Source organism: Hymenobacter frigidus (genome assembly GCF_014640435.1).
GTDB classification, from domain to species: domain Bacteria; phylum Bacteroidota; class Bacteroidia; order Cytophagales; family Hymenobacteraceae; genus Hymenobacter; species Hymenobacter frigidus.
Window position 1 is genome coordinate 19,299 of sequence record NZ_BMGY01000018.1, and the last position, 26,485, is coordinate 45,783.

22 protein-coding genes are annotated in these 26,485 nt (G+C 61.4%); 13 read left to right on the forward strand and 9 right to left on the reverse strand.

Annotation, left to right across the window (positions count from 1 at the left end; translation table 11 throughout):
* Positions 1 to 16: 16 nt before the first annotated feature.
* The 5 genes from IEW17_RS11055 to IEW17_RS11075 are packed head-to-tail and all read left to right on the forward strand — an operon-like array spanning position 17 to position 3,084.
* Complete coding sequence (locus IEW17_RS11055) at positions 17 to 874, forward strand: ABC transporter ATP-binding protein (RefSeq protein WP_188562104.1); 858 nt, start codon at positions 17 to 19, stop codon at positions 872 to 874.
* Complete coding sequence (locus IEW17_RS11060) at positions 858 to 1,634, forward strand: hypothetical protein (RefSeq protein WP_188562105.1); 777 nt, start codon at positions 858 to 860, stop codon at positions 1,632 to 1,634. The genes IEW17_RS11055 and IEW17_RS11060 overlap by 17 nt, the downstream gene beginning before the upstream one ends.
* A 12-nt stretch (positions 1,635 to 1,646) precedes the next feature.
* Positions 1,647 to 2,027 (forward strand): GntR family transcriptional regulator, encoded by a 381-nt coding sequence (locus tag IEW17_RS11065; protein WP_188562106.1) that lies wholly within the window; start codon positions 1,647 to 1,649, stop codon positions 2,025 to 2,027.
* A gap of 5 nt (positions 2,028 to 2,032) precedes the next feature.
* The gene (locus IEW17_RS11070; RefSeq protein ID WP_188562107.1) at positions 2,033 to 2,758 is read left to right on the forward strand and encodes a hypothetical protein; all 726 of its coding nucleotides are present in this window, start codon (positions 2,033 to 2,035) and stop codon (positions 2,756 to 2,758) included.
* Between the two features lie 11 nt (positions 2,759 to 2,769).
* On the forward strand, positions 2,770 to 3,084 hold the full coding sequence (locus IEW17_RS11075) for a hypothetical protein (RefSeq protein WP_188562108.1): 315 nt from the start codon (positions 2,770 to 2,772) through the stop codon (positions 3,082 to 3,084).
* 26 nt (positions 3,085 to 3,110) lie between these two features.
* Here the strand turns inward: IEW17_RS11075 and IEW17_RS11080 are convergent, their stop codons facing one another.
* From IEW17_RS11080 to IEW17_RS11090, 3 genes are all read right to left on the reverse strand, one after another.
* Complete coding sequence (locus IEW17_RS11080; protein ID WP_188562109.1) at positions 3,111 to 5,264, reverse strand: DEAD/DEAH box helicase; 2,154 nt, start codon at positions 5,262 to 5,264, stop codon at positions 3,111 to 3,113.
* 179 nt (positions 5,265 to 5,443) lie between these two features.
* Positions 5,444 to 6,769: an ATP-binding protein gene (locus IEW17_RS11085; RefSeq protein WP_188562110.1), complete on the reverse strand. Its 1,326-nt coding sequence runs from the start codon at positions 6,767 to 6,769 to the stop codon at positions 5,444 to 5,446.
* A 2-nt stretch (positions 6,770 to 6,771) separates the two neighbouring features.
* Positions 6,772 to 8,352 (reverse strand): tellurite resistance TerB C-terminal domain-containing protein, encoded by a 1,581-nt coding sequence (locus IEW17_RS11090; protein ID WP_188562111.1) that lies wholly within the window; start codon positions 8,350 to 8,352, stop codon positions 6,772 to 6,774.
* 354 nt (positions 8,353 to 8,706) lie between these two features.
* Between IEW17_RS11090 and IEW17_RS11095 the strand changes: the two genes are divergently transcribed.
* Entirely contained in the window at positions 8,707 to 9,540 is an 834-nt protein-coding gene (locus tag IEW17_RS11095; RefSeq protein WP_188562112.1) for a transglutaminase-like domain-containing protein, read from the forward strand.
* 32 nt (positions 9,541 to 9,572) lie between these two features.
* On the opposite strand, the gene IEW17_RS11100 is transcribed toward IEW17_RS11095, so the two are convergent.
* Positions 9,573 to 10,154: a redoxin domain-containing protein gene (locus IEW17_RS11100; RefSeq protein ID WP_188562113.1), complete on the reverse strand. Its 582-nt coding sequence runs from the start codon at positions 10,152 to 10,154 to the stop codon at positions 9,573 to 9,575.
* Positions 10,155 to 10,197: 43 nt separating this feature from the next.
* A complete protein-coding gene (locus IEW17_RS11105) occupies positions 10,198 to 10,887 on the reverse strand; it encodes a 4'-phosphopantetheinyl transferase family protein (protein ID WP_188562114.1) in 690 nt (229 codons plus the stop codon).
* Between the two features lie 197 nt (positions 10,888 to 11,084).
* On the opposite strand from IEW17_RS11105, the gene IEW17_RS11110 reads away from it, so the two are divergent.
* From IEW17_RS11110 to IEW17_RS11135, 6 genes are all read left to right on the forward strand, one after another.
* Positions 11,085 to 12,023 carry a WD40 repeat domain-containing protein gene (locus tag IEW17_RS11110; RefSeq protein WP_188562115.1) on the forward strand — a complete coding sequence of 313 codons (939 nt, stop codon included), beginning with the start codon at positions 11,085 to 11,087 and terminating at the stop codon, positions 12,021 to 12,023.
* A gap of 93 nt (positions 12,024 to 12,116) precedes the next feature.
* Positions 12,117 to 13,181: a DivIVA domain-containing protein gene (locus IEW17_RS11115; protein ID WP_188562116.1), complete on the forward strand. Its 1,065-nt coding sequence runs from the start codon at positions 12,117 to 12,119 to the stop codon at positions 13,179 to 13,181.
* A gap of 124 nt (positions 13,182 to 13,305) precedes the next feature.
* Positions 13,306 to 13,683: a dihydroneopterin aldolase gene (gene folB / locus IEW17_RS11120; protein WP_188562117.1), complete on the forward strand. Its 378-nt coding sequence runs from the start codon at positions 13,306 to 13,308 to the stop codon at positions 13,681 to 13,683.
* 188 nt (positions 13,684 to 13,871) lie between these two features.
* Entirely contained in the window at positions 13,872 to 14,297 is a 426-nt protein-coding gene (locus IEW17_RS11125; RefSeq protein WP_188562118.1) for a BlaI/MecI/CopY family transcriptional regulator, read from the forward strand.
* Positions 14,284 to 17,136, forward strand: coding sequence for a M56 family metallopeptidase (locus tag IEW17_RS11130; RefSeq protein WP_188562119.1), 2,853 nt, complete (start codon positions 14,284 to 14,286; stop codon positions 17,134 to 17,136). Before IEW17_RS11125 ends, IEW17_RS11130 begins: the two co-directional genes overlap by 14 nt.
* A 167-nt stretch (positions 17,137 to 17,303) precedes the next feature.
* Entirely contained in the window at positions 17,304 to 19,895 is a 2,592-nt protein-coding gene (locus IEW17_RS11135; RefSeq protein WP_188562120.1) for a DUF5916 domain-containing protein, read from the forward strand.
* Between the two features lie 170 nt (positions 19,896 to 20,065).
* Here the strand turns inward: IEW17_RS11135 and IEW17_RS11140 are convergent, their stop codons facing one another.
* The 3 genes from IEW17_RS11140 to meaB form a co-directional block, all read right to left on the reverse strand.
* Positions 20,066 to 21,685: a S8 family peptidase gene (locus IEW17_RS11140; RefSeq protein WP_188562121.1), complete on the reverse strand. Its 1,620-nt coding sequence runs from the start codon at positions 21,683 to 21,685 to the stop codon at positions 20,066 to 20,068.
* A 68-nt stretch (positions 21,686 to 21,753) separates the two neighbouring features.
* Positions 21,754 to 22,131: a hypothetical protein gene (locus tag IEW17_RS11145; RefSeq protein ID WP_188562122.1), complete on the reverse strand. Its 378-nt coding sequence runs from the start codon at positions 22,129 to 22,131 to the stop codon at positions 21,754 to 21,756.
* Positions 22,132 to 22,531: 400 nt separating this feature from the next.
* On the reverse strand, positions 22,532 to 23,518 hold the full coding sequence (meaB, locus tag IEW17_RS11150; RefSeq protein ID WP_188562123.1) for a methylmalonyl Co-A mutase-associated GTPase MeaB: 987 nt from the start codon (positions 23,516 to 23,518) through the stop codon (positions 22,532 to 22,534).
* A gap of 248 nt (positions 23,519 to 23,766) precedes the next feature.
* Between meaB and IEW17_RS11155 the strand changes: the two genes are divergently transcribed.
* Positions 23,767 to 25,203, forward strand: coding sequence for a DUF5723 family protein (locus IEW17_RS11155; RefSeq protein ID WP_188562124.1), 1,437 nt, complete (start codon positions 23,767 to 23,769; stop codon positions 25,201 to 25,203).
* A gap of 119 nt (positions 25,204 to 25,322) precedes the next feature.
* Here the strand turns inward: IEW17_RS11155 and IEW17_RS11160 are convergent, their stop codons facing one another.
* Complete coding sequence (locus tag IEW17_RS11160) at positions 25,323 to 26,417, reverse strand: WD40 repeat domain-containing protein (protein ID WP_188562125.1); 1,095 nt, start codon at positions 26,415 to 26,417, stop codon at positions 25,323 to 25,325.
* Between the last annotated feature and the right edge of the window lie 68 nt (positions 26,418 to 26,485).

Below are 26,485 nucleotides of genomic sequence, written 5' to 3' on the forward strand. Positions count from 1 at the left end.
CTAAAACAACGAGCAAATGGTTCGCATCCGAAACCTGTATTTTGGGTACTCCAAGCGGGTGCCGCTCTTTCAAGACCTGAGCCTGACGCTGGAGCGCGGGCGCATCTACGGCCTGTTGGGCAAGAATGGCGCGGGCAAGTCTACGCTGCTCAAGAACATTGTGGGACTAGCGTTTCCGGTGGCGGGCAGTTGCGAGGTGCTGGGGCAGCCGGCGGCGCGGCGGCTGCCCTCGGTGCTGGCCGACTTATTTTTTCTGCCCGAGGAAGTGGACGTGCCCACCGTGACGGCGGCTCGGTTTGTGGAGCACACGGCAGGCTTCTACCCCAAGTTCGACCACGAGGCGCTGGCCCGCTACTTGAGCGAGTTTGAAGTACCGGCCCACGCGGTGCTTTCGGCGCTGTCGTTTGGGCAGCAGAAGAAATTCGTGATTGCCTTCGCGCTGGCCGCCAATACCAGCCTGCTGGTGATGGATGAGCCGACCAACGGCCTCGACATTCCGTCGAAGGTGCAGTTCCGCAAAATTGTGGCCTCGGCCCTCAGCGACGAGCGTTGTGTTATCATCTCGACCCACCAGGTGCGCGACCTCGAAAGCCTGATTGATACTGTGCTGGTGCTGCACGGCCAGCGCATCGTGCTGAACGCCGACCTCGGCGAGCTGGGCGAGCGCCTGCGCTTTGGCAGCGTGCCGGAAGCCGACGATACGGCGCTATATGCCGAGCGCACGGCGCTGGGGGCGCAGGTTATCCGGCCCAACCACGGCGGCGTGCCGGAGCGCGTCGATTTGGAATTATTGTTCAATGCCCTGGTGAGCGAAGCGCCCGCTCTGGCCCATTACCTCACCCAAAACCAGCCCGCTCATGAGTCAGTCCTTTAATTTCGTGCGTTTCGGGCGCTTGTTTCGGAAGCACACGGCCGAGCATTTGCGGGGCTACCTGCTGGCTACGGCGGTGCTGCTGGGCGGCATCGGGTTGGTGCTGGGCTACGTGGCGTATTTGAACACGCAGGCCATGAGCGCATCGGCGCAGGCCATTGTGTTCATTATGGGGCTGCTGAGTTCGGGGGCGTTTTTTACCAGCACGGTGCTGGCCCCGTTTGGACCGCCGCGGCAGGCCACGTCGGCACTGCTGCTGCCAGCTTCGCACTGGGAAAAATACCTGGTGGCCTGGCTCTACGCGTTGCCGATTTTCGTGGTCGTGTACACCGGCTGTTTTTACCTGATGGATGCGCTGGTGCTGCAGCTCGACGACTGGGCCGGTCCGAAGCCCGATTTGGTGCCGCTGTTTTCCGGTCAGGAGAAGCTGTACACGGGCCTAATGGCCTATGCGGTGCTGAACGCGGTGTTTTTGTGGGGCAGTATTTACTTCACCAAACAGCAATTTATCCGCACGGCATTTGGGGTACTGCTGGGGCTGGTGGTGGTGCTGGTGCTGAATTTTCAGGTGGTGCAAGCGCTGGTGGGCCGCAAGGTCGAGTCGGTACTGCCGTTTTCGGGGCTGGTGCTGCGCGAAGGCAAGGCCATTGAGTCGCTGGACCTGCCGCCGGGGCAGGGTGCCTGGCTCGTGCTGGTGCCCGTGGGCCTGATGCTCCTGGGTTGGGCCGGGGCCTACGCCCGCCTCACCGAAAAGCAGATTTAAACCGATTTACGCATGGATTTTAAAAACAACGAAGCCATCTACCTGCAAATTGCCGGGTACGTGAGCGAGCTGATTTTGCGCGGCAAGTGGCCGCCCGATTTCAAGATTCCGTCGGTGCGCGAACTGGCGGCCGACCTGCAAGTGAACCCCAACACGGTGATGCGGACCTACGAGCTGCTGCAAAGCCAGGAGGTGCTGTATAACAAGCGCGGCATCGGCTTTTTTGTGGCCCCGGCCGCCGCCGAGCAGGTGCTGGCCCAGCGCCGCGAGCGGTTCCTGACCCAGGAGCTGCCCGACGTATTTGCCACCATGCGGCTGCTCGGCATTGGCCTGCCCGAAGTGCAGCGCCGCTACGAAGAATTCAACCAGACCCAACCTATTTCTGCAAGCTAAATAGTATGAAAACCAGTAGTAAAATCTTCGTCGCCACGTTGCTGCTCTTGTTCGGCTCGCTCACGGCCTACAACATGGCCCTGCGCCACGAATTTCGTCAGGGCACCTACAAAGACCCGCTGCACAACTACACCACGCTGGCCCTGCGTGACTTTGAGGCCGTGACCGTGCCATCGGCCAGTGGGTTGGATGTGAAAATCGTGGCTGGCCCCTTTGCCGTGCGGGTGAATAAGAAAGCGGCCGATTTCGTGCGCGTGACCCAGCGCGGCCGGCAGCTGCTCGTCACGCTGAACTACCCCCAGGAGCCGCAGTACCTGGGCCGCCAGGACGCGGTAGTCATTTCCTGCCCGCGCCTCGCTAATCTCACCACCGAGGGCACTTACACCGTGGCCGGCCGGCCGCCGCTCGACCAGCTCCAAACCGGTGGCACGGTGCTGGTGCAGGGTTTCCGGCAGGATAGCCTGACGCTGCGCCAGCACCGGAGCAGCCAAATCCGGCTGGAGGGCAACACGCTGGGCTGGCTGCGGGCCGTGGCCGGCACCCGCCCCGGCAGCGGTCCGGAGCTGCAAATTGGCCCAGACAACCGCATTCAGGCCGCCGATTTGACCATCGGCCACCAGGGGCGGCTGGACCTGGCCACGGCCATCCCGCATCTGCGTCAGCAGTTTTCGGACAGCGCGACGGTGACGTTTTCCGGGGCGGCGGTGCGCGGGCTGAGCACCGCGAAATAGCATTGCCTGCCATGACCCGTCAGGCCCTGAAACGTTCGCTGCTGCTGGCGGGCCTGTTGCTGCTGGCCTGGGACTGGAACCGCCTGCGCGTGGTCATCAACCTGCCGGCCGTCCCCGAAGCCACGTCGGCACTCTACCAAAGCCGGCTCTGGGAAGTGGTGGGGGCCGTGCTGTTCGCCTACACGGCCGGGTACCGCGCGTTCGTCGACACGTACAACTTCCTGTTGTGGTTCGCCATCTGCGTGTTTGTGGGCGGGGTAGGTGGCCTGGTGGTTTGGCGGCGGCACCGTCCCGCCAGGCTTGGAACTTCGGTAGGGCAACCGTAAGCCCGTTTCAAAGGTGCGCCGCCCGCTCACTCGGCTGCCGCCGGAATAGCTGAGCACAGGCGGGTATCGCGCAGGAAATTCTGGGTGCCCGCCACATCATAATACCGCTCCTTCAGCACGGCTACTTGCAGCGGTCGGGGCAGGGCCGCGCCCCACTTGGCGAAGTCGATGAGGCCGGGCGTGGCGGCTAGGGCCTGGGCGATGTGAAAATCGATGTCATCGGCAAACAGGCGCAGCTGCGCGAACAGGGCCGGCAGCAGGGCCGGGGCCACGGCCAGCGTGAAGCTGCTTTCGCGCTCATCGGTACTGAACGCTACTTCGGCGGCTTCGAGCAGCAGGGCCAGGCCGCGGTTGACGCGGGTGCCGGCGAAGGTGTAGAGCTTTACCTCGCCGCCGCTTTTGGCCAGCACCGGGCGCTCGTGCGTGGGCACGGCGGGCAGGCCAAACCCGGCAAATGTGCGCCGCAGCACGCGCAGGGCCTCCTGGCTGGCGGCATCCAGCTCGGAGTGCTGGCTGTCGGAAGCGAGCAGGTGCAGCATTTTTTCGCGGATGCGCGGGTGCACCGTGCCGCCGCCGCCGAAGAAAAGGGGTTTCTTGCCATCGTTGGCCGGCACTACTTCGATGCGCTTGGCCGCGAAGTCCACTTCCTTTATTTTCCAGGTGCGGGCGGCCAGGAGCAGGTTTTCCTGCTCCTGCACCTGGGGCGAATAGGGAATTTCGCCCACGGTTTTGCCCGCGTAGAATACTTTGAGGGCCGGCTCGCTGCGAAACATACTGTAGAAGTCGCGGCCATTGACCACAAATTCGCCCTCAACCCCCACAATTAGCTCCGGCCCCAGGGCTTCGAGCCAGTCGCGGGCCAGCAGTTCGTTCAGCATTGCATTAATATCGGCGGGAATAATTTCGGCAAACACCGGGTTGGCCCGCAGCCGCCGAACCAGCTCGGCCCGGCCCACGCCCGATAGCTCCTTGGTGATGGCCAGCGCCTGGTGCAGCAGCAAATCGTGGGGCTGGCGGGCCTGCCGCAGCGGCTCCACGAAGCCTTCCTGGTAGAGCAGCCAGCAGGCCAGCGACTGCAACAGGCTCCACGGGTGGGTGGCGTAAAGCAGCAGCTGGCTGGGTTCGCCGTCGCGCCGCCCGCTGCGCCCCACCCGCTGAATGAGCGAGGTAATGGACTGGGCCGTATCGATTTGCACCACCTTATCGACCGAGCCAATGTCAATACCCAACTCTAGGGTTGAGGTGCAGGCGATGCAAAAGGGTAGGCGCTGGTTGTTTTTAGCAAAATACTCCACGTACTCGCGCACTTCCTTATCGACCGACGAATGGTGCGAAAAGTAGTTGGCGTGGCCCTGCACGCGGTCGGCAATCTGGCGCAGCTTCACGGCGATGAATTCGGCCAGGCCCCGACTGTTCGGAAAAATAAGGGCCTTGCTGGTGCTGGTTTGCTTGTAGAGGTCCTTGAGCAGGTCGAGCGGCAGGTCGCTGGCTCCTTTTTCGGGGGCGAAATAGCGGAACTGCGTCCGCATTTCCTGGGCAGTGCGGTCGAGCAGCACCTTCGTGCGTTCCGGCTCGCCGGTGAAGCGCTTGGCCTCGGCGTAGTCGCCGATGGTGGCCGACAGCCCCACCACCGCAAACCGCGCCCGGTTCACAGCCGCTAGCCGGGCCAGCAAGGCCTGCAAGTGCAGCCCCCGGTCGGTACCCAGAAAGGCGTGAATCTCATCAATTACCACGTATTGCAGCCCCGCGAACAAGGTTTTGACGTGGTAGGGCGCATTGGTGAACATGGCTTCCAGCGATTCCGGCGTGATGAGCACGATGCCGGCCGGCTGTCGCAACAGCCGTTGCTTCTGGCCCCGGCTGGCCTCGCCGTGCCACTTGGTCACGGGCACGTCGAGGTACTGGCACAGCTGCTCGATGCGCTGAAACTGGTCGTTAATCAGGGCAATGAGTGGCGACACGTAGAGTACGGCCACGCCCAGCCGCCCAAAATCAACCTTCGACAAAATGGGCAAAAAGGCCGCTTCCGTCTTGCCCGAAGCCGTGCGCGAGGCCAGGATAAAATTATCATCCGAACCTGTAATGTGCTCAATGGCCGCCGCCTGAATGGGCCGCAGCGCCTCCCAGCGCCGGTCGCGGATGTAGCGCCGGATAGGCTCAGAGAGCAGGTCGAAGGCCATGTGGGATGTAGCGCGGACTTTGCGAGTCCGCGAATAATGAGGTGGTAACCGATGTACTATTGCGAATGTCGTGCGCCACAGACTCACCTTACCGGCGGTTCGCGGCTACGTGCTGTGCGCTGAACTGCGGCCAGTTCGCGGCGTGGAATTAGCGGGTACTCGCGAACTAAAAATCCGCGTTACAGCACGTCAATCCCGTCCACCAAGGCATCCACGGCCGACTCGTTGGGGCGCTCGTCGTGGATTTGAATCTCGCCAAACAGCTTTTTCTTATTCAGGCCCGGATTCTGGCGCAGCAAACTCAGGATGTTGAGAAAGTCGCGGATAACCTCGCGCGGGGTCAGAAATTCGCTGGCCCCCGGCTTGTTAAACATTTCTTCCATGAAGGCGTGAATGTCGGCATCAGAAATGGCCAATTGGGAGCCGTAATTGAAATCAAAAATCTCCTTCAGCTTTTGCAGCAGCACGAATACCTCGTTGTGAGTGAGCGGTAGGAGGCGAATAACGGGCTGCGCGAAATCGCGTAAGTCACTGGTTTCAAATTTATTGGTTTCTAGGCGCGACTTCAGGGCCTGGTAGCTGAAGAGGCCGCGCCGCTCGTTTTCGAGCACCTCGCGGGTGCCGGCGAAATTGATAAAGAAGTTGCTGATTTTCCCCTGAAAACAGTCGTTGTAAATGGTCAGAATCTTTTCGTAATTCTTGTCCCGCATCGGCCCGGTCGAAATTTTATACAGGTTGATGGCTTCGTCGAGGTTAATCATGAAGCCGCTGTAGCCGATGCTCACGAATAGCCGGCAGAAGTTCTTGAGCATATCGTAGAAATTCAGGTCGTTGATGATTTCGCGCACGCCCAAGTCCTGCCGGGCCTCGGTTTTGGTGCGGTACTCGCCCTTGAGCCACTTCAGGGCGTGGCGGCGCAGCAGGTCATCGTCCGTGATGTAGCCCTCGTAGTACTTCATTACCACGGTGCCAAAGTCGAAACCGCCCACGTCGGTCAGCTCCTGAATGGTCTGCATAATGGCAGCCTGCACCTTGGGCAGGTGCTTCTTGTCGCGGATGTCGGTTAGGGCAATGCCGTGTTGCTCACTGGTTTTGGTGAGTACCTGCTCAATCCACTTCTCAAGCAGGGTGGCCAGCGCCCCGCCCTCGGGCTTGGTCTGGATGGCGATATTGTCCATTATGGCCGCGTAGAGGGCCACGGCCTTACCATCGTTGGCGTAGAGGCGATTATCGGGGGTAAAGTCGGCATTGGCCACCACGAATTTCTGCTTCAGGGCCACCGTATTCAGCAAATGCAGCATAAACGACTTGCCTGAGCCGAAGTCGCCAATCCAGAACTTGACCATGCTGTGGCCGTTTTTTACGTCGCTCAGCGCCTGCACGAAGGCCTCGATTTCGGGCGCGCGGCCCACCGTAATGTGCTGCACGCCCAACTTGGGCACTACGCCGCCCAGCAGCGAGTTGATAATGGCCGTGGCTTCCTTGGGTTTGATGTTATCCAACATATTCAGGCGGTAATTTTCTGGTAGTAAGGCGCGTAGATGGCGTAGCCGTCGGCGGTTTCCTCAATCAGCACGTCATCAAGCAGCTCGTAGCAGGCCTCATTCAGGCCGTCGATGAGCTGGTTGCGCAGAGCCGCCCGGCGCTTGGCAAAACCTTCGACTTCGGCTTGAGACAACGCTAGTTTCCGGGCCGCGAATAGTTGCAGCAGGTCTTGCTGCACGGCGTTCAGGCCCAGGCCGGGAGCGAAAGCGGGGCCAGCCGACGCGGCCGTTTCCGCCGAGGTTTTGGCAGCTTTGGTGGCTTTGGCAGTTGCGTTTTTTGGCGGGACAGCGACGATGGCCGAAGCTTGCAGGGCGGGCGCTTTGACCTTTTTTTTGGGCGTGGCCGGAGTTGTTGCCGACGGGGTGGCGGGCGCGGGCTCATCCTGCAAATACGCGTTCAGCAGCTCCACGGTGCCGGCGTGCTGCTGTCGGGCGGCTTGCACGGCTCCCATGTCCAGCTCAATCTTCTTGCGCTCAACGGCATACACGGTGGACACTTTTTCGAGAGCCGTTTTGCGGTCGTCGTTCAATTTTAGCAGGTTCACAATCATGGTGAAGCGCTGGGCGTGTTCGGTCTGCAGAAATAATACTTTATCGAGGCCTTTGGGCAGGGTCTTAGGCTTGATATGCACCCAGTTGGAGCCATCGTGCAGGTAGCGCAGGTACATCCGCAGGGCGGCTTCGCGGTCGGGGTGGGCGAGCAGCTTGGCGGCCTCAAAGCAGATGTTTTCGCGGGTGGGGTTGCGGGCGTTGGCCTTGAGCAGCTGCTCCACGGCCTTGATGAAGGCCGGTACTTTGGCGGGCAGCAGCTTCGTCAGCCGCTCAAAATAGGGCTTCCAGCGCTGGGGCGCTTGCTCGTTGAAAATTAGCTCGGCTTCGGGGCCGGGGGGCGGGACGTGGGGCAGCAGCGTGGGCAGCAGCGCGGCGATGCGTTGGCCTAGTTGCTGCTGGAAATAGGCTTCAAGCCGGGCTATCTGCCTCGGAAACAGCTTAGAGCCTTTGCGGGTATAGTCGTAGTGCAACCGCAGGGCGTTTTCGCAGAGCCGGAAAATTGCCAGGTAAATGTCGGTGCCCGCCTTGCCGCCCCGGTTGTGATTCTGGTACCAGTAGCCTTCCTGGTAGGCAATGTGTTTGGCTTCGTCCTCCAGCGCTTTGGCTTCCTTGGCCAGGGTGGTGCCGGTGCGCTTCAGCTGTTGGTCGAGGGCGGGCAGCACGGCCAGGTAAAGCAGCAGTGTGGCTTGCAGCGCCGGCTCAATGGCGAGAAAGGTGTTGTTGGTGGGCAGGTAAAACTTGTCGAGCCAGGTAACCTGCCGGGGCGTGAGGCCCAGCTTCTCGCCGTAGGTGGCCCCCAGGGTAGGCGGCTCCTGGTAGTAATAATTGTAGTTGTAAATCATCGTCCCCGACCCCGGATACGACTCGACGTAGACCGACGGCTTGGGCTTGGGCGGCGGCGGTGGGGCGGCGTTGGCTACGGCCAGCCGCTCAAACAGGCCGGTGATATCGATAACAGAATCGTCGTCGGGAACTGGGCGGGCGGGAGGCATGGCGGAAATAAGTTGAGGCAACGGGCAGCCGCAAAAGTCGGAAAGAATCGCCCGATTCGGAAACGCCGTCCGAAATCGGACGGCGGGCGACGTGGCCGAAACCCTGCGCCAGCTGTTGTCGCATTTCACCACCCGTTCCGACCACCCACCCCGAAGCCGCCCAGCATTGGGATGAAACAGGCGGCTGGCTTCGGCCTGTATGCGCTCAAAGCCCTGATGAATGGGCGCGGGAACGAGTTGCTGGAAGTGGCCAAAACGAACTTGTTCCGGTAGCCGCTGTGTTGGTTAAAATCGCCCGAAGTGGCCTGAAACCTGCTTTCGGGCGTAATTTGCCCAGCCGTGCCACCCTCCGCAATGACTAACAAAGAAATCAAAGCCCTTATCTCGCTGCTCGACGACCCGGAAATCGCGCCGCAAATCCAGGATAAAATTCAGAACCTGGGCGAGAGCATTATTCCCTTTCTGGAAGAGTCGTGGGAAGAAACCCTCGACGGGCAACAGCAGCAGCGGCTCGAGGATTTAATTCACCACCTGCAGTTTGAGGGGTTGCAGCAGCGCCTGCGCGTGTGGCGCGAAGCCGGCGCTACCGACCTGCTGGAGGGCATGTGGCTGCTGAATACCTACCAATACCCCGACGCCGACTACCAGGCCCTGAACCGCGCCATCGAGCAGCTCCGTTTTGAAACCTGGGCCGCCCTACGCCCCGAAATGCACCCCTCCGACCAGGTACAAACCCTGAACTACGTGATGTTCCGGCAGCACAAGTTCGCGGCCAATACCCAGCATTTCCACTCGCCGGCCAACTCTATGCTGCAGCGCGTGATTGAAACCAAGCGCGGCAACCCGCTCACGCTGTGCGTAATTTACCTGTTGGTGGCCCAGCGGCTGCATTTGCCGGTGTTTGGGGTGAATCTGCCCAACCTGTTCGTGCTCACCTTCCGCCCCGAGCTGCCGGGGGCCGAGCCGTTCTACGTCAATTGCTACAACCGGGGCCTGGTGCTCTCGCGCACCGATATCGAGCATTACGTGTCGCAGCTAAACATCACCTCGAACCCGATTTTCTTCGAGCCCTGCTCGAACCTGGACATTGTGCGGCGCGCCCTGCGCAACCTGCAAATGAGCTTTGAGCGCCTGCAGGAGCCCGTGAAAGCTGTGGAAGTAGCGGTGCTGCTCAGTATTCTGGAGTAGTAACTGTCATTGCGCTCTACTCGCAATGGCAGTTACCGTTTAATCAAACAGCCGGCGGCGCGCTTGTCGGCCACGCCAGCCGGGCGGCCGGCCAGTACGTTTTCGAGCACCTGTTTCAGGTAGGCCTGCTGCACGCTGCTGGCTACCTGTGGGTTGTCGTCGATAGCCCCGCGGTACCGGATGGCGAAGCCGCCTGAGCCGGGTTCGAGTACCACGGCCTCGGCCGTTTTGGTTACGCCGAGCAGGCCCGCCACTTGCTGGCTGGCATCGGTGAGAGTAGGCAGTTCGACTTCGCCGGGAGCGGCGGTACCGGGCGCATCGAGGTTGATGGGCACGTTGATGAACAAAAATTGTACGCCCCGGCCGCGGTAAGTGCTGCTGAGCGAGGCCAGCCGCTCTTGGTAGAGGCGCGAAAACGCACAGGCGGGGTTCAGAAACACCACCACCACGGCCTTGCTGCCGGCGTAGCTTTTCAGGGTCACATCAGCATTAGTGGCAGTTTTCAGGGTAAAATTGGTAATGGCGCCGCCCGTTTGCGCCCGGGCCACGCTGATGGTCAGGGTTACGGCCAGCAGGGCCACAGCAGTTAGAATAGAAATGCGACGGAGAGACATGGCGGTAAGGTAAGACAAAAGAACGCGGCCGAAACAGTCGCGATTACCTGGCCGGTTCGTGGCAATACGTGAGCACGTAGCCGGGGGCGGGTTGGGTATAGCAAATGGAGTGCCGCGTCTCGGCCCCGCTCAGTACCAACGTAGCGGGGATTTCGCCGGATTCCTGCGGGCTAAAAGAATGAAGCAGCAGCTGTTGCCGAAAGATGATGCCCCGCTGCGCGGCCAGCTTGTACAGCGACTCCTTGGCGCTCCAAAGCAGGGTGTAGTGGGCACTGCCGGCATCGGGGGCGGCGTGGGTGGCGGCCTGCGCGTCGGCCCACTCGGCGGGGGCCAGAAACTTGCTCGCCAGCCGCTGGGCCTTATCGCGGATAATTTCCACATCAACGCCCACCCGGCCGCCCTGGGCCAGCACCGCCGCCACCCACGCGCCGGAGTGTGAAAGGGAAACTACAGTATCGGGCGCTGCTCCCGCTAGCCAGGGCCGACCAGTAGCATCGTTCTGCACAACAGCGCGTGCCTGCGGCGGGGAAGGTGATTCCTGCAAAAGGCGATGAATCAGCCGGCGACCGGCCAGCCATTGGGCCTGGCGTGTGGCATTGGCAGTGGCGGGCAGCAGGAGTTGGTAAGCTTCGGGATTGGGCAGGCCGGCCCACAGGTCGGCGGGCGTTTCGGTGAGGTGCCAAAGGCCCAGCACGGCGGTAGGGGAGAGGGGCTGGATGGAGTGCAGGGGCATGGATGAAATTTGGTTCTGGGTGACAATCATCATCCTGAGCATTCTGCCACTAAAGCAGAGACGAAGGACCTTGTCACGTTCACTTCGCTTGGATTACTGCAAATTTCTCTTGCCTGACCGGGTTCTTCGCTGTACTCAGGATGACAGGCGCACCGCCAGCGTAACGCGCCGAACAAAGCTACCTTTGCCGCACTATTATGTCCGAAATATTCCGCCCGCTCGTTACCAAAATTGCCACCCTGGCCGGCCACCGCGATGCCGTGTATGCCCTCACGGGTGGCTCGGCCAGCATCGTGTACTCGGGCAGTGCCGATGGCATGGTAGTGGGCTGGGATGCCGCTGAGCCCGCCCACGACGGTGAGCTGCTGGCTCGCGTCGAAAACTCGGTGTATGCCCTGCGCCACCTGCCGGAGCTGGGTTTGTTGGTGCTGGGGCATAATTTTCAGGGGATTCAGGTCCTTAATTTGGCCAGCCGGCAGCTGGCGCATGCTACGGCCCTGCCACCGGTGGCTATTTTCGAAATTGTGTATTCGGCCAGCCGCCAGCGGTTGTACGTGGGCCTCGGCGATGGCACGCTGGCCGTGCTGACCGTGCCCGATTTCCGTCTGGAAAAACTCCTGCGCCTCGCCGATAAAAGCCTGCGCTGCTTGGCACTGCACGAAGGCCGCGCCGAATTGGCCGTGGGCAGCTCCGATACCCTGACCCGTATTCTGGACCTGGATTCATTGGAAACGAAGTTTACGCTGGCTGAAAGTACGAATTCCGTGTTCTCAGTGGCGTACTCGCCCGATGGCGCGCAGCTGCTCACGGCCGGCCGCGATGCCCAAATCCGCACGTGGGATGTGGCCGCTGGCTACGCCTTGGCCGGCGCGGTGCCGGCCCATATGTACACCATTCACCACTTGGCCTTCAGTCCCAATGGCCGCTACCTGGCCTCGTGCAGCCTGGATAAAAGCATCAAGCTTTGGGACGCGGCCACGCTCACGCTGCTGCGCGTGCTTGACCGGGCGCGCGCTGCCGGCCACGGCACTTCGGTGAACCGGTTGATTTGGCCGGGCAACGAAAACCGGCTAGTTTCGTGTAGCGACGACCGCAGCTTGGCGGTATGGCAATTGTCGGGGGGTGAGGAGCGGTAGATAATAGCCTCATTTAGTCGAAAAGCTTCATTCTAAAAAGATTTGAGTCGCCTTTATTATTTGCTCATTGCGAATTGTTAACCGTTATTTTAAATGAAACTGACTGCCCTCGACATTCGCCAGAAAACGTTTGAAAAATCCTTTCGCGGGGTTGATAAGGACGAGGTGCAGGCCTTTTTGACCACCATTTCGCAGCAGTGGGAGCGGCTGGGCGATGAAAATCGCGAGCTGCGCCTCAAGCTTGAGCACGCCCAGCAGGATGTGCAGAAGATGCGCGAAGTGGAAAGTAGCCTCTACCGCACCCTGAAAACCGCCGAGGACACCGGCAACAATATCACCGAGCAAGCCCAGCGCGACGCCGACCTGCGCATCCGCGAAGCCCAGTTTCAGGCCGAAAACATTCTCAGCGAAGCCCGCCAGCGTGCCCGCACCGTGGTGGATGAGTCGTATCAGCAAGCCGAAAAAACGGTAGCTGATATGCAGCGCGAAGTCAGCGGCATGGGCCAGGAGTGCCAGCGTCTGGAGCAGCAGCTCGACGGCCTTGTGCGCGACCTGCACCACTTGGCCTCCGATGCGCTGGACAAAGTAGAAAAAGCCCGCAATCGACCCAAAGGTGGCACGGCCGCCATCCTTTCGCGGGCGGCGAGCGTACAGGTAGAGCGGCCCAAAGAATTGGCCGCCGAACCCACGCCCGAACCCCCTTCCACCATGCAGGTAACTTCTTCTTCCACCGTTTCATCCGTCGCTGCCGTTGCTGCCGCCACGCCCATTGCTTTCGTGCCCGGGGCCCTCAGCCGCGCCGAAGCGTCCATTGAGCGCACCGCTGCCCAAACCACCGGCTACAACCCCAAGCCCGGCCAGCAGCCCGACCCCGGAGCCCCTGCCCAGGCGCCGTACCCCGACATTGAGCGCCCTGCCGCGCCCGCCGAAAACCCCGGTATTTCGCCCGCGCCCAACATCGAGCAGCCCGCTCCTTCGCAGGTGCCCCAGCCCGGTCCGCCCCACGTAGACCCTATGGCACCCGACATCCGCCCCATTACCCCTGACCGGCCCGAAATCATCCAGCCCTCGCCCGTGACGCATCCCGGCCAGCCGGGCATGGTGGCTGCGTCCGTGGAAACGGCAGTAGCGGAGAAGTCGTTTTTTGATGAAATCTAGACCATAGGTCTCTCGAATTTCCCCAAAAATTGTAGCTGAAATTCTAAAAAAGCTCGTCCATTGGACGAGCTTTTTTGTTTCTGCGTCGACATTTGTCATCTATTATCTATCACCAATTTACCGCATGGGCCAAATCGCACTCGAAGGACTGGAATTTTTCGCCTTCCACGGCTACTATGATGAAGAGCAGAAAATCGGCAACAAGTACGGCGTCGACCTCTACATCAAGACGGATTTATTGGCGGCCGGCGAATCGGATAAGCTGCAGCAAACCGTGAACTATGAAGTGCTTTACCGCTTGGTGGCCGAAGAAATGCGGGCCCCCGCCCGGCTCCTGGAGCACGTGGCTCACCGCGTGCTCGACCGCATCACGGCGGAGCTGCCGCACGTGCGCGAGGTGAAAATCAGCGTCAGTAAGTTCAACCCGCCCCTGGGCGGCATTTGCCACCGCGCCCGGGTTACCTTGGTGAAGAAGCGCGGGAAGCACGGCGATAATTCCTAGAAGTTTTCCGGAGGCAGAAAACCCATTGATTATCAGCGTAAATTATTTACGCTGATAATCAATGGGTTAACTCTGTGCTTATCAATAGTACGAATTATTTCGTACATCACTCTTGCAACTACGAATAAATTCGTAGCATCTTTGTCTTGTTCTACGAAATGGTTCGTAGATGCTTCGTATCTTTCGTTATGAGCAAGGCACCGCCCCCCAAACCTACGGATTCTGAACTGGAAATCCTGCACGTGCTCTGGCAGCACGGGCCCGCCACGGTGCGGGCCATCAACGAACACCTGAGTCTGCGCCGCCAAGCGGAGGTGGGCTACACCACCACGCTCAAAATTTTGCAGCTGATGCTGGAAAAAGCGCTGGTGCGCCGCGACGATGCCGACCGCAGCCACGTGTACCGCGCCGCGGTGCGCGAGCAGGAAACCCAAGGCTTACTCCTCGATAAGTTCATGAATGCCACCTTCGGCGGCTCGGCCCTGAAGCTGGTGATGCAGGCCCTGGGTAGCCGCCAGACCTCGGCCGATGAGCTGGCGCAAATCCGCCGTCTGCTCAACGACATTGAAATCCAAAACTCCACCGCTAATTCCGACGACGATGACCACGCTTGAGCAGTTCGTTTCGCCCGTCCTGGTACGGGCCTTGGGTTGGACACTGCTGCACTCGCTGTGGCAGGGAGCATTGGTGGCGGCCGTGTTGGCCGGGGCCCTGCTCTTGCTGCGCCGCCAGCGCGCCGAGGTGCGCTACGTGGCATCGGCCGGTGCGCTGGGCGCGGTGGTGGCCTTGGCTGGCATCACGTTCGGCTTGTATTTCACGGCCGGCGCGGATGCAGTCGCAGCGCTGCAAACAGGGGCGGTTGCGGTAGGCGTGACGCAAGTAGTGCCCGGCACGACGAAAACACTTACCGGTTCTACTACGACTTGGGCTGGTGCGGCCCGGCGGCAAACAAGCTCGGGCAAAGCAGCCAAAATGGCCAGAGTCGCGCCTGTATTGGCTGCGGTATCAGCAACGCAGGACGCTCACGCTGTACCGGCGGCGTTTGCGCGGGCGTTGCAAATCGGCCTGCGGTATTTTGACAATCATCTGCCGCTGCTGGTGGCGGCCTGGCTCCTGGGCCTGCTGGCCATGAGCCTGCGGATGCTGGGCGGCTTGCTCTACGTGCAGCGCTTGCGGCGCTATCGGGTGCAGCCGCTGTCGGCGGTTTGGCAGGAGCGGCTGGCGGTGCTGGCGGCCCGTAGTGGCCTGCGCCGGCCGGTGGCGCTGCTGGAGTCGGCGCTGGTGCGGGTGCCGCTGGTGGTGGGCCATATTCGGCCCGTGATTTTGCTGCCGCTGGGTACGGTGGCGGGGCTGTCGGCGGCTCATTTGGAAGCCATTCTGGCCCACGAGCTGGCCCATGTGCTGCGCCGCGACTACCTCGTGAACCTGCTGCAAACGGTGGCCGAGGCGTTATTTTTCTATCATCCGGCTGTGTGGTTCATGGCCAGCTGCGTGCGTACCGAGCGCGAAAACTGCTGCGACGACACGGCCACGGCTCTCGTGGGCGGCGACCCGCTGCGGCTGGCCCGCGCCCTCACGGCCTTGGCCGAATGGAGCCAGAGCGCCGTGGTACCCACCGCGCCCCGGCTGGCGCTGGCCGCCATGGGCCGGCGCGGTGCCCTGCTCAGCCGGGTGCGCCGCCTGGTGCAGCGCCGCCCGGCCGCGCCCACGCTGGCCGAAGGCATTATGGCCGGCGCGTTGGTATTGGGTGGCTTGGGGCTATTGGGCGGCAGCGTGGCCCTGGCCGGCTCCTTAGCCCAGCCTGCCGTGCCGGCTGCCAAACCCGCGGCATTCGATTGGCAGACGGGGCCGGCTAAAGCTGGTGGTGTGGCAGATACTAATAAGCGCGCAGCTACCACTGCCACTTCCACCACCTCGACAACCCCAGCGGCCTCATCCGCACCGGCTCAGCTTGTGGAGGAAAGCCGCGAAGATACCATCATGCAAAATGGTCCGGATGATGCCGCTCCGAGGCCGCCGCGCCGGCCTCGTCAGCTCCGCGAAAACCGTCGCGTTATCGTCAATGAGCGCGAGATGGCTCCGCCGATTTTTTCTGGCAACCCCGGCACGGTGGTGATTACCAAGGATAAAAAAGGCCGCCTGACCGACTTGGTAGTGAATGGCCAGCGGGTGGAAGCCGCCATGGGCAAATCGAAGAAAAACAAGGGTGATAAAAACCAACAGGTGGAAATCATTCAGGTGATGCCGCCGGGAAACCGGGAGTTTCGCAGCTACGCCTTCCGGGATGATGGCGAGGTGCAGCACCGGGTTGAACGGGAGGTAGAGCGCCAGATGGAGCGCCGCAAAGATGCCCGGTTCGATTTTCCGGGCTTTGACAAGCGGCAGTTCCAGATGGCACCCGAAGGCCGGTTGAACCGCACGTACCGGCTGCAGCGGCCCACCGGAAGCTCCGGCGGCGACGAGTGGCGCGGCCAACTCGATGCCTTGCGCGGAGCGGAGCGGGGCTTGCGCATTGCTGCGGCCGCCAAGGGCCTGAACACCGAACAACGCAAGGAAATCAACCAAGAGCTGGAAAAAATGCGCGTTCGCATCCGGCAGGCTGAAAGCGACTTATCATCGAGCCAAAGCCAGCTGCGACCGGGTGATGCCGATGGTCGCCAACGGGAACTCGACGGGCGAGTAGAAATGCAGGACCGGCAGCAGGAAGGCCGGGACCGGCAACAGGAGCTACAGGACCAGCAGCAGGCAATGCGTGACCGTCAGCAAGAATTGCAGGACCGCCGACAAGAGTTGCGGGACCGCCAGCAGGCAATGCGTGACCGCCAGCAGGAGCAGCGGGATTGGACGCGGGAGCGTGCCGACCGCGAACGGGCCGACCGCGACCAGCAACGAGCCGACCAGCACGAAGCCCTGGTAGCCGAACTGCGGAAAGACGGCCTGATTCAGGACAAAGACAACTTCCAACTTAAGCTCATGGGCAAGAGCATGACCGTGAACGGCAAGGAGCAGCCGGCCACGGTGCGGCAGAAGTACCTGAAGCTGTACGAGAGTAGCACCGGCCGCAAAATGAGCGCCACCGGAGCCATGAACATTACGCGCAACAACACCACGGGCTTCAATCACAATGATGCGCCGCGCCCACCCCGGCCACCGCGCGCGCCGATGGCCCCGATGATGGAACCGCCCATGCCACCCATGCCACCCATGCCACCCATGCCCGCACTGCCAGCGCCACCGGCCCCGCCGCGGGTGGATACCGAAACGCTGCGCGATGAGCTGCGTAAGGATGGCGTGCTTGGCCGCGACGAGAAGAGCCTGCAGTTTCAGCTCAACTCCGCGGGGCTGACGGTGAACGGCAAAAAACAGCCGGAGGAGCTGGCGGCCAAGTACCGCAAGTTCACGAACCACGACAATGGCAAGAACTTTAACATGACTATTTCGACCCAGGAATAGCCAGCTGATAGAAATGAAGGGCCGGTTTTCTGCTCAGAAAGCCGGCCCTTTTTTGAGTTAATAGGTGGATGATAACATAAAAAAAACATGGCGCGACAAGCAACTAAGCGGTCTTTGCACGCATCTGTAGGCCTCCCTGAAAAATATTATCAGTTAGCAGAAAACGTATGTTTCGTTATTTATTGAGTTGGTGGCTGCTGCTGGTTGTGTGCACCGCCTGGGGGCAAGCCCCGGCCGACTTGGCTAACCCGGCAAAGCCCGCGCCCAAGCGCCAGCTGCAAGCCGTGCGCATCGGCACGGCTCCCAAACTTGATGGCTTGCTCGATGAAGCAGTGTGGCAGACGGCCCCCATCGCCACCAAATTCTACGAGCGGGAGCCCACGCCGGGCCGGGAGGAAAAACACCCCACCGAAGTGCGCGTGCTCTACGACGACGACGCGATTTATGTGGGGGCCATCATGCACGATGTGGCCCAGGATTCCATTTTTCGAGAGCTCAGCGCCCGCGATAATATTGGCAACTCCGACTGGTTCGGGATATTCATCGACACCTATAACGACCAACTCAACGGCTACCAGTTCCTGCTGACGCCGGGCGGCGTGCAGATAGACGCCCGCCAGTCGCCGGCCAACGGCGACGACCGCGACTGGAACGCCGTGTGGGACTCGCGCACCGCCCTGCGCGGCACCGACTGGGTGGCCGAAATGCGCATTCCCTACTCGGCCATTCGCTTCAGCAAGACCACGGAGCAGGTGTGGGGCGTGAACTTTGGCCGGCAGCGGCGCAGCACCCGCCAAACGTTTTTCTGGAACGAGGTGAAGCCGCAGGTGGACGGCTTTGTGAACCAGTGGGGTACGCTCACGGGCATCCACGACATCAAGCCGCCGCTACGGCTCTCGCTCACGCCCTACGTATCGAGCTACGTGAACCACTACCCCTACAACGAGCAGGGCAAGAAGAACACCGCCACCAGCTTCAACGGCGGGGCCGACATAAAGTGGGGCATCAACGAAAGCTTCACGCTGGATGCCACGCTGGTGCCCGACTTTGGGCAGGTGCAGAGCGATAATCAGGTGCTCAACCTTTCGCCCTTTGAGGTGCAGTTCAACGAAAATAGGGGCTTCTTCACCGAAGGTACCGAGCTGTTCAACAAGGGCGGGCTGTTTTATTCGCGCCGGGTGGGGGCCACGCCGCTGGGCTTTGGTGCCGTGGAGGCGCAGCTGCGGCCGGGTACCCGCACCGCCGACGGCCGCCGCCAGGGCGGCGAGTACGTGGTGCAAAACCCCGGCGTGACGCGCCTGCTGAACGCCACCAAAATATCGGGCCGCACCAGCAAGGGCCTGGGCGTGGGCATCTTCAACGCGCTGAGCAACGACGTGTACGCTACCGTGCAGGACAGCACCAGTGGGGCCCGGCGTGATGTGCTCACCCAGCCTTTTGCTAATTACAGCATCGTGGTGCTTGACCAGAGCCTGAAGAACAACTCCTACGTGTCGCTCGTCAACACCAACGTGACGCGGGCCGGCAGCACCTACGACGCCAACGTGACCGGCGGCCTGTTTCGCTTCGCCAACAAGGCCAACCGCTATGCTCTCGACGGCCGGGTGGTGTACTCGCGCCGCCGGGGCACGGAGTTCAACTCGGCTACCGAAATTGACGACCAGAACGGCTACAAGTACTACCTGAGCCTGGGCAAAATCAGCGGTAACTTCACCTGGAACGTGGACCACGGCATCGAGTCGCGCACCTACAACCCGAACGATTTGGGCCTGCTTTTCGCCAACAACAGCATCTCGCAGTCCGTCAACGCCAGCTATAATATCTACAAGCCTTTCTGGAAGGTGAACAAGCTCAGTACCTACGGCGGCCTGAACTACAGCCTGTTGGAGCGGCCCCGCCGCTACCAGGACGCCGGGGTGTATATGGGCGCCAATACGATTTTCACCAAAAGCTTTCTTTTTGTTCGGCTCAACATTGATGCCTCCCCGCTCACCCGCGACTACTTCGACCCACGGCGCGAGCCCATTGGCAAGTACTACGTGCGCAAGCCCGCCACCTTCGGTTTCAACGGCAATTTCTCCTCCGATTACCGCAAGAAATTTGCCCTCGACGTTGGGTACGGGGCCCGTTTCTTTGCCAACGATGGCGACCGCACCGGTCGCGATGGGTTCGACCTGAACCTGGGCCCGCGCTACCGGGCCAGCAACCAGCTCAGCTTCGTGTACCAAATCGGGTACGGGCTGCGCCGCAATCAGATTGGCTACGCCGGCAGCCTCCGGGGCAATAACGCCCTGGATGCGCCGCTGCTGCTCGCCTTCGGCGGCCCCCAGGGCGACGTATTGCTGGGCCGCCGCGACGTGACGACTTTCACCAATACGGCCACGGCTACTTACACCTTCACCAACCGCATGTCGTTCAATATCCGGCTGCGGCACTACGTGAGCAACGTCCACTACCGCGACTTTTCGCGCCTGCACCCCAACGGCGTGGAAACGCAAGAGCCCGCCTATGAGCGCAACCGCGACAACACCTTCAACGCTTTCAACATCGACGCTGTGTACTCATGGTGGTTCGCGCCCGGCTCGCAGGTCAGCATTGTGTGGAAAAACGCCAGCGCCGCCTTCCTGGAGTCGAACGCCGCCACGCCGCTCTACTTCGATAACCTGAGCAACACCATCAACACCCCGCACAACAATAACGTGTCGGTGAAGGTGCTGTATTTCCTTGATTATCTGGCAATACGGCCCCGGCGGACGTAGTTGGGGGAGTAGTGGGCGTAACCGGCAGAAGAGGGCAGAAAAAGAACGTCATGCCGAGCGCAGCCGAGGCATCTCGCGTGGAGTAGTAACTCAATCGATTGGATTACTACTCCACGCGAGAAGCCTCGGCTGCGCTCGGCATGACGTTTCTTGTTAATGTCCGTTCGGCTCTACTTCGCCAGCGTCATTTGCTCGGCCATTTTCACCGCCGCGTACAAATTCACAATTCCGCCCGTGCGCGAGAGCGTGGCGAAATCCACCATCGCCTTCGTGCCGGGCTTGAGCACCTGCGTGTGGTAGGGTACGGCCGATTTCAGGATAATCTGCTTGAGCTGCACGGCCGTGAGCTGCGGGAAATACGCCTTGAGCACCGCCGCTACGCCCGCCACCACCGGCGTGGCCATGCTGGTGCCGCTGTAGGTGGCGTAGGTGTCGCGCGGTGTGGACGAATAAATGGCCACGCCCGGCGCGAACACGTCCACCGTCTGGCGGCCGTAGTTCGAGAAGCCCGCGGCCAGGTCCTGGGTGTTGAAGCGGCTGCTGGCCCCGACAGTAATCAGGTTTGGGATTTCCTTGCCGTTGAGATAGTTGGGCGAGGGAAAGTGCATGGTTTCGTCGGTGTTGTCGCTGCTGTTGCCGGCGGCGTGCACCAGCAGCACACCCTTTTGGGCCGCGTACTGCATGGCCGCGTCCACCACCTGTTTCTCCGGCGAAAAGTCCTTGCCAAAGCTCATGCTGATGATTTGGGCGCCGTTGTCCACCGCGTAGCGAATGGAGTTGGCCACGTCCTTGTCGCGCTCGTCGCCGCTGGGCGTGGAGCGCACGCCCATGATGCGCACGGCGGCGGCCACGCCGTCGGCCCCCAGCCCATTGCCGCGCACCCCGCCGATGATGCCCGCGCAGTGGGTGCCGTGGCTGGCGTCGGGGCCCTGAATATCGCCGTTGCCGTACTTGCTTTCGGTGAGGTCGGCCACGTTGTCGCCCACAATGGCACGCGGGTTGTAATCCGGGTTCAGGCTTTTTTCCACCCGTTCGCGGGAGCGATTCAGGGCTTCGGCGAGGGACTTGGTGGCTTCCTCGTCGCTGGCGTAGCCGGCTCGGTGCAGAAACGCATACAGCGCCTTGGCTTCGGGCAGGTCGGCGCGGCCGGCCGCGGTGTGCAGCAGGCCCGAGTCGAGGCGCGTCACGTTCAGGGCCTGCTTCAGGCGGGCAAACAACGCGGCGTTGGCAGTGGACGCGTCGGTAATGCGGGCGAGGCGCTCATCCTCGGTCTTTTTGTCCTTCTCGTAGGAAGCTTTGGCCCGCTCGTATAGGTCAAACTTGGCTTTGTCGGTATTCGACAGCGACTTGCGCTGCTTGCCTTCAAACTGCGTTCGGTAGTGCCCGTAGATGCGGGTTTGCTCCAGGGTTTCTACGCCCACGTTGCGGCCGTCTTTGCCGCCCAGAAAGCTCCAGCCGCGCACGTCGTCCACGTAGCCGTTCTGGTCGTCGTCGAGGCCGTTGCCGGCCACTTCGCTCGCCTTGCGCCACAAAATGGGCTTCAAGTCCACGTGGGTCGAGTCGATACCCGAGTCGATGACGGCCACCACCACCGGCGTGGCCGGGCGGTTGGCCAGCAGCTCCCGGTAGGCGCGGTCGGCGCTGATGCCGGGCACGCCATCGGCCTGCTGGTCGAGGTGCTGCCAGCGGCGAATTTGCGCCGGCGTGGTTTGGGCGCGGGCGGTGAAGGAGGCGAAGGAAAGCAGGCCTAGCAGGGCCAGGCGGGAGAAAGGCAGGATAGGGGAGGGCATGCTATAAATTGAAAGAGGAAATTCGAAGCTAAAGATAAAGGCCACCAGTGACTGGCGGCCGGCCGGCCTCAGTGAATGCTGCTCAGCGACAAATACGCGCCCTCTTCCAGCAGCGCAAGCCGCCAGTAGGCCAGATAGCGCAACAGGGGATACCCGTCGGGCCACTGCTCAAAATGGTCCTCCGGGGTTCCCACCAAATCATCAGCCAGGGCGTACACGGCCTCCTCCAAGTCGCCGGTCAGGGCCGAACGTTGGGGCTTACAATCCGGAAACAGGGACTCGTAGCCGGCGTAGATGACCGTTGCGAGGCCTTCAGTATCAGCCGCCGCCTTGAGCTGCTCGCCCGAGTCGAAGTCGATATGGGGCGGAATCAGCGCGGTATCATAGGAGCCCGCGTCCCACGGGAAAGCCGGGTTTTCGTGAAAGCAAATGCGTAGTCGACTCATTGGATAATGCCGAAATAGTCCCACTTGATGCTCATGGGAGTGATTAATAAAATCTGATTTCTGCTCAATCAGCGGATATTGCGCTGCAATTTCACGAACCAAATCACGCCCCGGTCTTTGTCGTTTCGTTCCTGCCGGGGGTATTGAAGACCCAAAAAGAGCGGTGGCGTTTTTGGGATTTTGGTAAAAACGAAAGTATGCACTGCCGCCAATAGTTAGCCCTTTGACAACTCGCAGGTTGGTTTCTACTCGCCGGTTAATTAGCCTAAAGCTTAGAAAAGGCTTTTTTTATCTCAAAATATTTATTTGGTATGATGTCAAAGGTCTGGTTCCACCTCCCGACATCAGGAGCTGCACCGGCGCGCTCAATCCGTGCCCGCAACCCCTTCGGCTTTTTAACTTACGCCTTCGCCCCTAGCAATTCTGCCGCTGCGGCTACCGGCGTGAGCTGCCCGGCGGCCACTGCCGCCCGCACCGCCGGCAGCCGCTCGCGCACGGCTGCATCGGCATAAAACCGGCTTTCCAGCGCCTGCGCAATGCTTTGGTGCAGCCATTGCAGCTGCTGCTCCTGCCGTCGCCGCTCAAAATACCCATTCTGCCGGGTGGCTTCGGCGTAGGTTTCCACCACCGCCCACAGCTCGGCGATGCCCATGCCGCTCACGGCCGAGGTGAGCAGTACCGGCTGCACCTGGCCCGAAGGCGCGGGCGGAAACAAGTGCAGCGCGTTCTGGTAGTCGAGGCGGGCGCGGCGGGCGGCCAGCTCGTTGCCGTGGTCGGCCTTGGTGATGCACAGGGCATCGGCCATTTCCATAATGCCGCGCTTGAGGCCCTGAAGCTCGTCGCCGGCCCCGGCCAGCATCAGCAGCAGGAAGAAATCGACCATGCCGTGCACCGTGGTTTCAGACTGCCCCACGCCCACGGTTTCCACAAAAATCACGTCGTGGCCCGCCGCCTCACACAGTAATAATGCCTCCCGGGTGGCCCGCGCTACCCCGCCCAGGCTGCCGGCTGAGGGCGAGGGCCGGATAAACGCCGCTGGCTGGGCCGCCAGCCAGGGCATCCGCGTTTTATCGCCCAGAATGCTGCCGCCGCCGCGCTGGCTGCTGGGGTCCACGGCCAGCACGGCCAGCGTTAGCCCCTTGGTTTCGACCAAATACCGCCCCAACGCCTCGATAAATGTGCTTTTGCCCACGCCGGGCACGCCCGTGATGCCCACCCGCAGGCTACGGCCGGTGTGGGGCAGCACGGCCTGCACCACCGCCTGGGCCAAGGTTTGGTCGGCGGGCAAGGTGCTTTCAACCAGCGTGATGGCGCGGCCCAGCACCGTGCGGGAGCCCGCCAGGATACCGGCGGCGTACTCAGAAACGGAAAGGCGTTTTGGGGGCAATGGTTTGATGGGTAAGGGTTAGCGTGCAGCCGGAATGAGTGATGGGCGCATTGACTACCTGCTGTTACGCAATGAGCCGCTCAAGATGCTGGAAAGAAGCTTTTGCCACTTCAGAAAAGGTCGTTTCGAGGTAACGAGCCACTTCGGTGCGTAACATCAGCAAATACGTTGGGCTGAACGGCACCAGCGCCTGACCTTTGCCGAACGCTCAATCGGACTGCAAGCTAAACCCGCCACCTATTTTCTGTATGAAACCCATCCGCTACTCCCTGCTGCTGGCCGCCGGCCTGGCCCTGCCCACCGCCGCCCTCGCCCAAAACGAGCTCAGCAACTTCACCGCTACCGGCCGCGGCGGCGTCGTCAACACCTTCGCGCAGGACTACCAGACCATCGGCATCAACCCCGCCAACCTGGGCCGGGCCGGGCAAGCCACCGTGGCCTTCACCCTTGGCGAAGTGGGGGCCGGGCTGGCCTCGCAGTCCCTGAGCAAAACCTTGTTCAAGCACTTGCTTTACGACAGCGACCAGCCCATCGGCCAGGCGCAGCGCGACGAGCTGGTACGCGGCCTCTCCGGCAATAACGCCCTGAACCTGAACGTAGACGTGACTACCCTGGGCCTGGCCGTGAGCCTGCCCAACGGCTTGGGCGGCATCGCCTTCAGCAACCGGCTGCGTACCGGCGTCCACCTGGGCCTGAACAGCAACGCGGCCGACATCATCGTGAACGGGCAAAACGCCGCCATCGTCCGCCAGTATTACCCCACGCCCAACACCACCGGCCAAACCACCCCCACCAACCCCAACGCCCCCATGATTTCGACGGTGCTCGACGGTACGTCCATCCAATTGGCGGCTACCAGCGAGTACAATGTTGCGTACGGCGTGCAGGTGCTCGATAAGCCCGGATTCAAGGCTTCGGTGGGCGTGGGCTATCGGTACATTCAAGGCCTGGGCATCGCCGATATTCGGGCCGAAAGCGGTAATCTCTACGCTTTCACGGCCCTGTCGCCGGTGTTCGATGTGAATTATGGCAGCGTGGTCAATAACCCCAATTTCAACAGCGTCAAGGATTCGGGGTTTTTCAACTCAGTGGGCAAGGGCAACGGCTTCGACTTCGGGCTGGCATTTGAAGTAGGCAAAAGCCTGCGCCTGGGCGCGTCCGTTACCGATATCGGCAACATGACCTGGACGGGTAACGTGTTAACTGCCAACGACCAGCGCTTGCAGCAAACCGCTTCGCAAGGCGTGACTACCTACAACGTCATTAAGGAAATCGCCAACCAGTTCGATACCGATAAGCAAACCCTGTTTACCTACGAAGCCGCCAAGGAACGCCGTGCCGCCCTGCCCGGCAAACTCCGCCTAGGGGCGGGCATGCGCCTGAGCAGCCTTTTCGAAGCCGGCATTGACTTCACCGCACCCCTCAACAAAGTAGCCGGCAACCTGACCGCGCCCTTCATCGGCTTGGGGGTCGATTTCAAGCCCTTCCGCTGGTTGCGGCTGAGCAGCGGCGTGAGCGGCGGCGCGGGCTACGGCACCAGCCTGCCGCTGGGCCTCACCCTGGTCAGCTCGGTGTGGGAAGCCGGCATCAGCTCGCGCGATGTCACGGGCTATTTCAACGAAAAGGCCCCCTACTATTCCGCCGCGCTGGGTTTCCTGCGGTTCAAGATTGGCGGGAATAACTAGAGCAGGAAAAGGCCGGGAGATACAATCAAGAAGTAGAACAAGAAGTAGAATAAGAAGAACGGTCATGCTAAGCGCGGCCGAAGCATGACCGTTTATTTCTGTTGTTACGGTTGCAACCCCTATTTCGGAACCACCACAAACGCTGGCAGGCCCAGCTTACTCCGGCGGCCGCCCAGCTTCAATCCTTCGTCCACGTATTTACAGTCCTTGCCCAGCATATTGGGTTGCTCGATGATGCCGAGGTTGGGGTTGTCCTCGCGGGCCACGTAAATGCGGCCATCCGGCCCCAACTGCAACGCCCCGATTTTGCGGTTGGCTGACTTGCCAACCAGGGCCGCGGCCTTGGTTTTGAGGTCGAATTGCCAGATTTGGGTAGTGCCGCCGCCCACGCCGTTGCAGGAACCGTAGAGCTTGGTGCCATCGGGCGAAAACTCCACGCCGTAGGCCTCGGGGTAGGGGCCGAAGCCGCGGGCATTGCTCACCTTGCCCGTGCTACGGTCAAAGTCGTACAACTCAAACTTGTTGGTTTCGCGCCAAAGGGCGGCGGCTAAGTGACGGCCGTCGGGCGAGAACTTGAGGGCCCCGATGGCATTGCGGCCGGGGCCGGCGTTCATGCTGCCCACGTTGCTCATCAGGGGCTTGGCCGCCACGCCGTCGGCCGTGACGAGGTAGCTGACGAAGGCGTTGGAGTTCCAGCGGTGGGCCACCACCCAGGTATCACGGCCGTTGGCGTGGCGCACGGCCGCCAGCTTCTCGGCCACCGGCTGAATGAGCAGCAGGTTCACGCGGGGCAAATCGCCGAGGCCGTCGGCGCGCGTCATGTCCACGATGGAGTAGCGCAGGCCATTGGGCGTGCCCTGCGGGGCCACGGTGAAGATGTAGAAGATGTTGCCCGAGCCGGGGTCTGGCACGATGAGGGCCGATTGGGTGCTGCTGCCCATGCCCATGAGCTTGTGGCCGTTGGGCATCGGTTGGTGCTGACGGTTCCACACAGTTTCGCCGTTGGTGTAAAACAGCAGTTCGCCGTTGGCGGTGGTGGCCACGGCGCAGCCTTCGTAGGTGCTCATCTTGCCGTCGTTCAGGGGTTTGGGCACGTTGCCGTCGGCGAATGTCAGGCCGGCCTGCTGGCCAAAGTACCAGATGTCGGTGGGGCGCTGGGCGCGGGCCGTGAAGGTGAGCAGCAGCGGCAGCAGGGCAATAAAAAGGCGTTTCATGGGCGAAATAAGCAATTGGTAACGGCCGGTAAACGAAAAAATCGTGCCGAGTGGTGTGCGAAGGGGCA

What these genes read in the sequence shown, in the direction of transcription:
- IEW17_RS11080 (WP_188562109.1), bottom strand. Translation starts at nt 5,264, where the DNA reads ATGGCCTTCGACCTGCTCTCTGAGCCTATCCGGCGCTACATCCGCGAC.
- IEW17_RS11125 (WP_188562118.1), top strand. Translation starts at nt 13,872, where the DNA reads ATGAGCAAGGCACCGCCCCCCAAACCTACGGATTCTGAACTGGAAATC.
- folB (WP_188562117.1), top strand. Translation starts at nt 13,306, where the DNA reads ATGGGCCAAATCGCACTCGAAGGACTGGAATTTTTCGCCTTCCACGGC.
- IEW17_RS11155 (WP_188562124.1), top strand. Translation starts at nt 23,767, where the DNA reads ATGAAACCCATCCGCTACTCCCTGCTGCTGGCCGCCGGCCTGGCCCTG.
- IEW17_RS11145 (WP_188562122.1), bottom strand. Translation starts at nt 22,131, where the DNA reads ATGAGTCGACTACGCATTTGCTTTCACGAAAACCCGGCTTTCCCGTGG.
- IEW17_RS11130 (WP_188562119.1), top strand. Translation starts at nt 14,284, where the DNA reads ATGACCACGCTTGAGCAGTTCGTTTCGCCCGTCCTGGTACGGGCCTTG.
- IEW17_RS11065 (WP_188562106.1), top strand. Translation starts at nt 1,647, where the DNA reads ATGGATTTTAAAAACAACGAAGCCATCTACCTGCAAATTGCCGGGTAC.
- IEW17_RS11090 (WP_188562111.1), bottom strand. Translation starts at nt 8,352, where the DNA reads ATGCCTCCCGCCCGCCCAGTTCCCGACGACGATTCTGTTATCGATATC.
- IEW17_RS11115 (WP_188562116.1), top strand. Translation starts at nt 12,117, where the DNA reads ATGAAACTGACTGCCCTCGACATTCGCCAGAAAACGTTTGAAAAATCC.
- IEW17_RS11135 (WP_188562120.1), top strand. Translation starts at nt 17,304, where the DNA reads ATGTTTCGTTATTTATTGAGTTGGTGGCTGCTGCTGGTTGTGTGCACC.
- IEW17_RS11070 (WP_188562107.1), top strand. Translation starts at nt 2,033, where the DNA reads ATGAAAACCAGTAGTAAAATCTTCGTCGCCACGTTGCTGCTCTTGTTC.
- IEW17_RS11060 (WP_188562105.1), top strand. Translation starts at nt 858, where the DNA reads ATGAGTCAGTCCTTTAATTTCGTGCGTTTCGGGCGCTTGTTTCGGAAG.
- IEW17_RS11140 (WP_188562121.1), bottom strand. Translation starts at nt 21,685, where the DNA reads ATGCCCTCCCCTATCCTGCCTTTCTCCCGCCTGGCCCTGCTAGGCCTG.
- IEW17_RS11160 (WP_188562125.1), bottom strand. Translation starts at nt 26,417, where the DNA reads ATGAAACGCCTTTTTATTGCCCTGCTGCCGCTGCTGCTCACCTTCACG.
- IEW17_RS11100 (WP_188562113.1), bottom strand. Translation starts at nt 10,154, where the DNA reads ATGTCTCTCCGTCGCATTTCTATTCTAACTGCTGTGGCCCTGCTGGCC.
- IEW17_RS11110 (WP_188562115.1), top strand. Translation starts at nt 11,085, where the DNA reads ATGTCCGAAATATTCCGCCCGCTCGTTACCAAAATTGCCACCCTGGCC.
- IEW17_RS11105 (WP_188562114.1), bottom strand. Translation starts at nt 10,887, where the DNA reads ATGCCCCTGCACTCCATCCAGCCCCTCTCCCCTACCGCCGTGCTGGGC.
- IEW17_RS11085 (WP_188562110.1), bottom strand. Translation starts at nt 6,769, where the DNA reads ATGTTGGATAACATCAAACCCAAGGAAGCCACGGCCATTATCAACTCG.
- IEW17_RS11095 (WP_188562112.1), top strand. Translation starts at nt 8,707, where the DNA reads ATGACTAACAAAGAAATCAAAGCCCTTATCTCGCTGCTCGACGACCCG.
- IEW17_RS11055 (WP_188562104.1), top strand. Translation starts at nt 17, where the DNA reads ATGGTTCGCATCCGAAACCTGTATTTTGGGTACTCCAAGCGGGTGCCG.
- IEW17_RS11075 (WP_188562108.1), top strand. Translation starts at nt 2,770, where the DNA reads ATGACCCGTCAGGCCCTGAAACGTTCGCTGCTGCTGGCGGGCCTGTTG.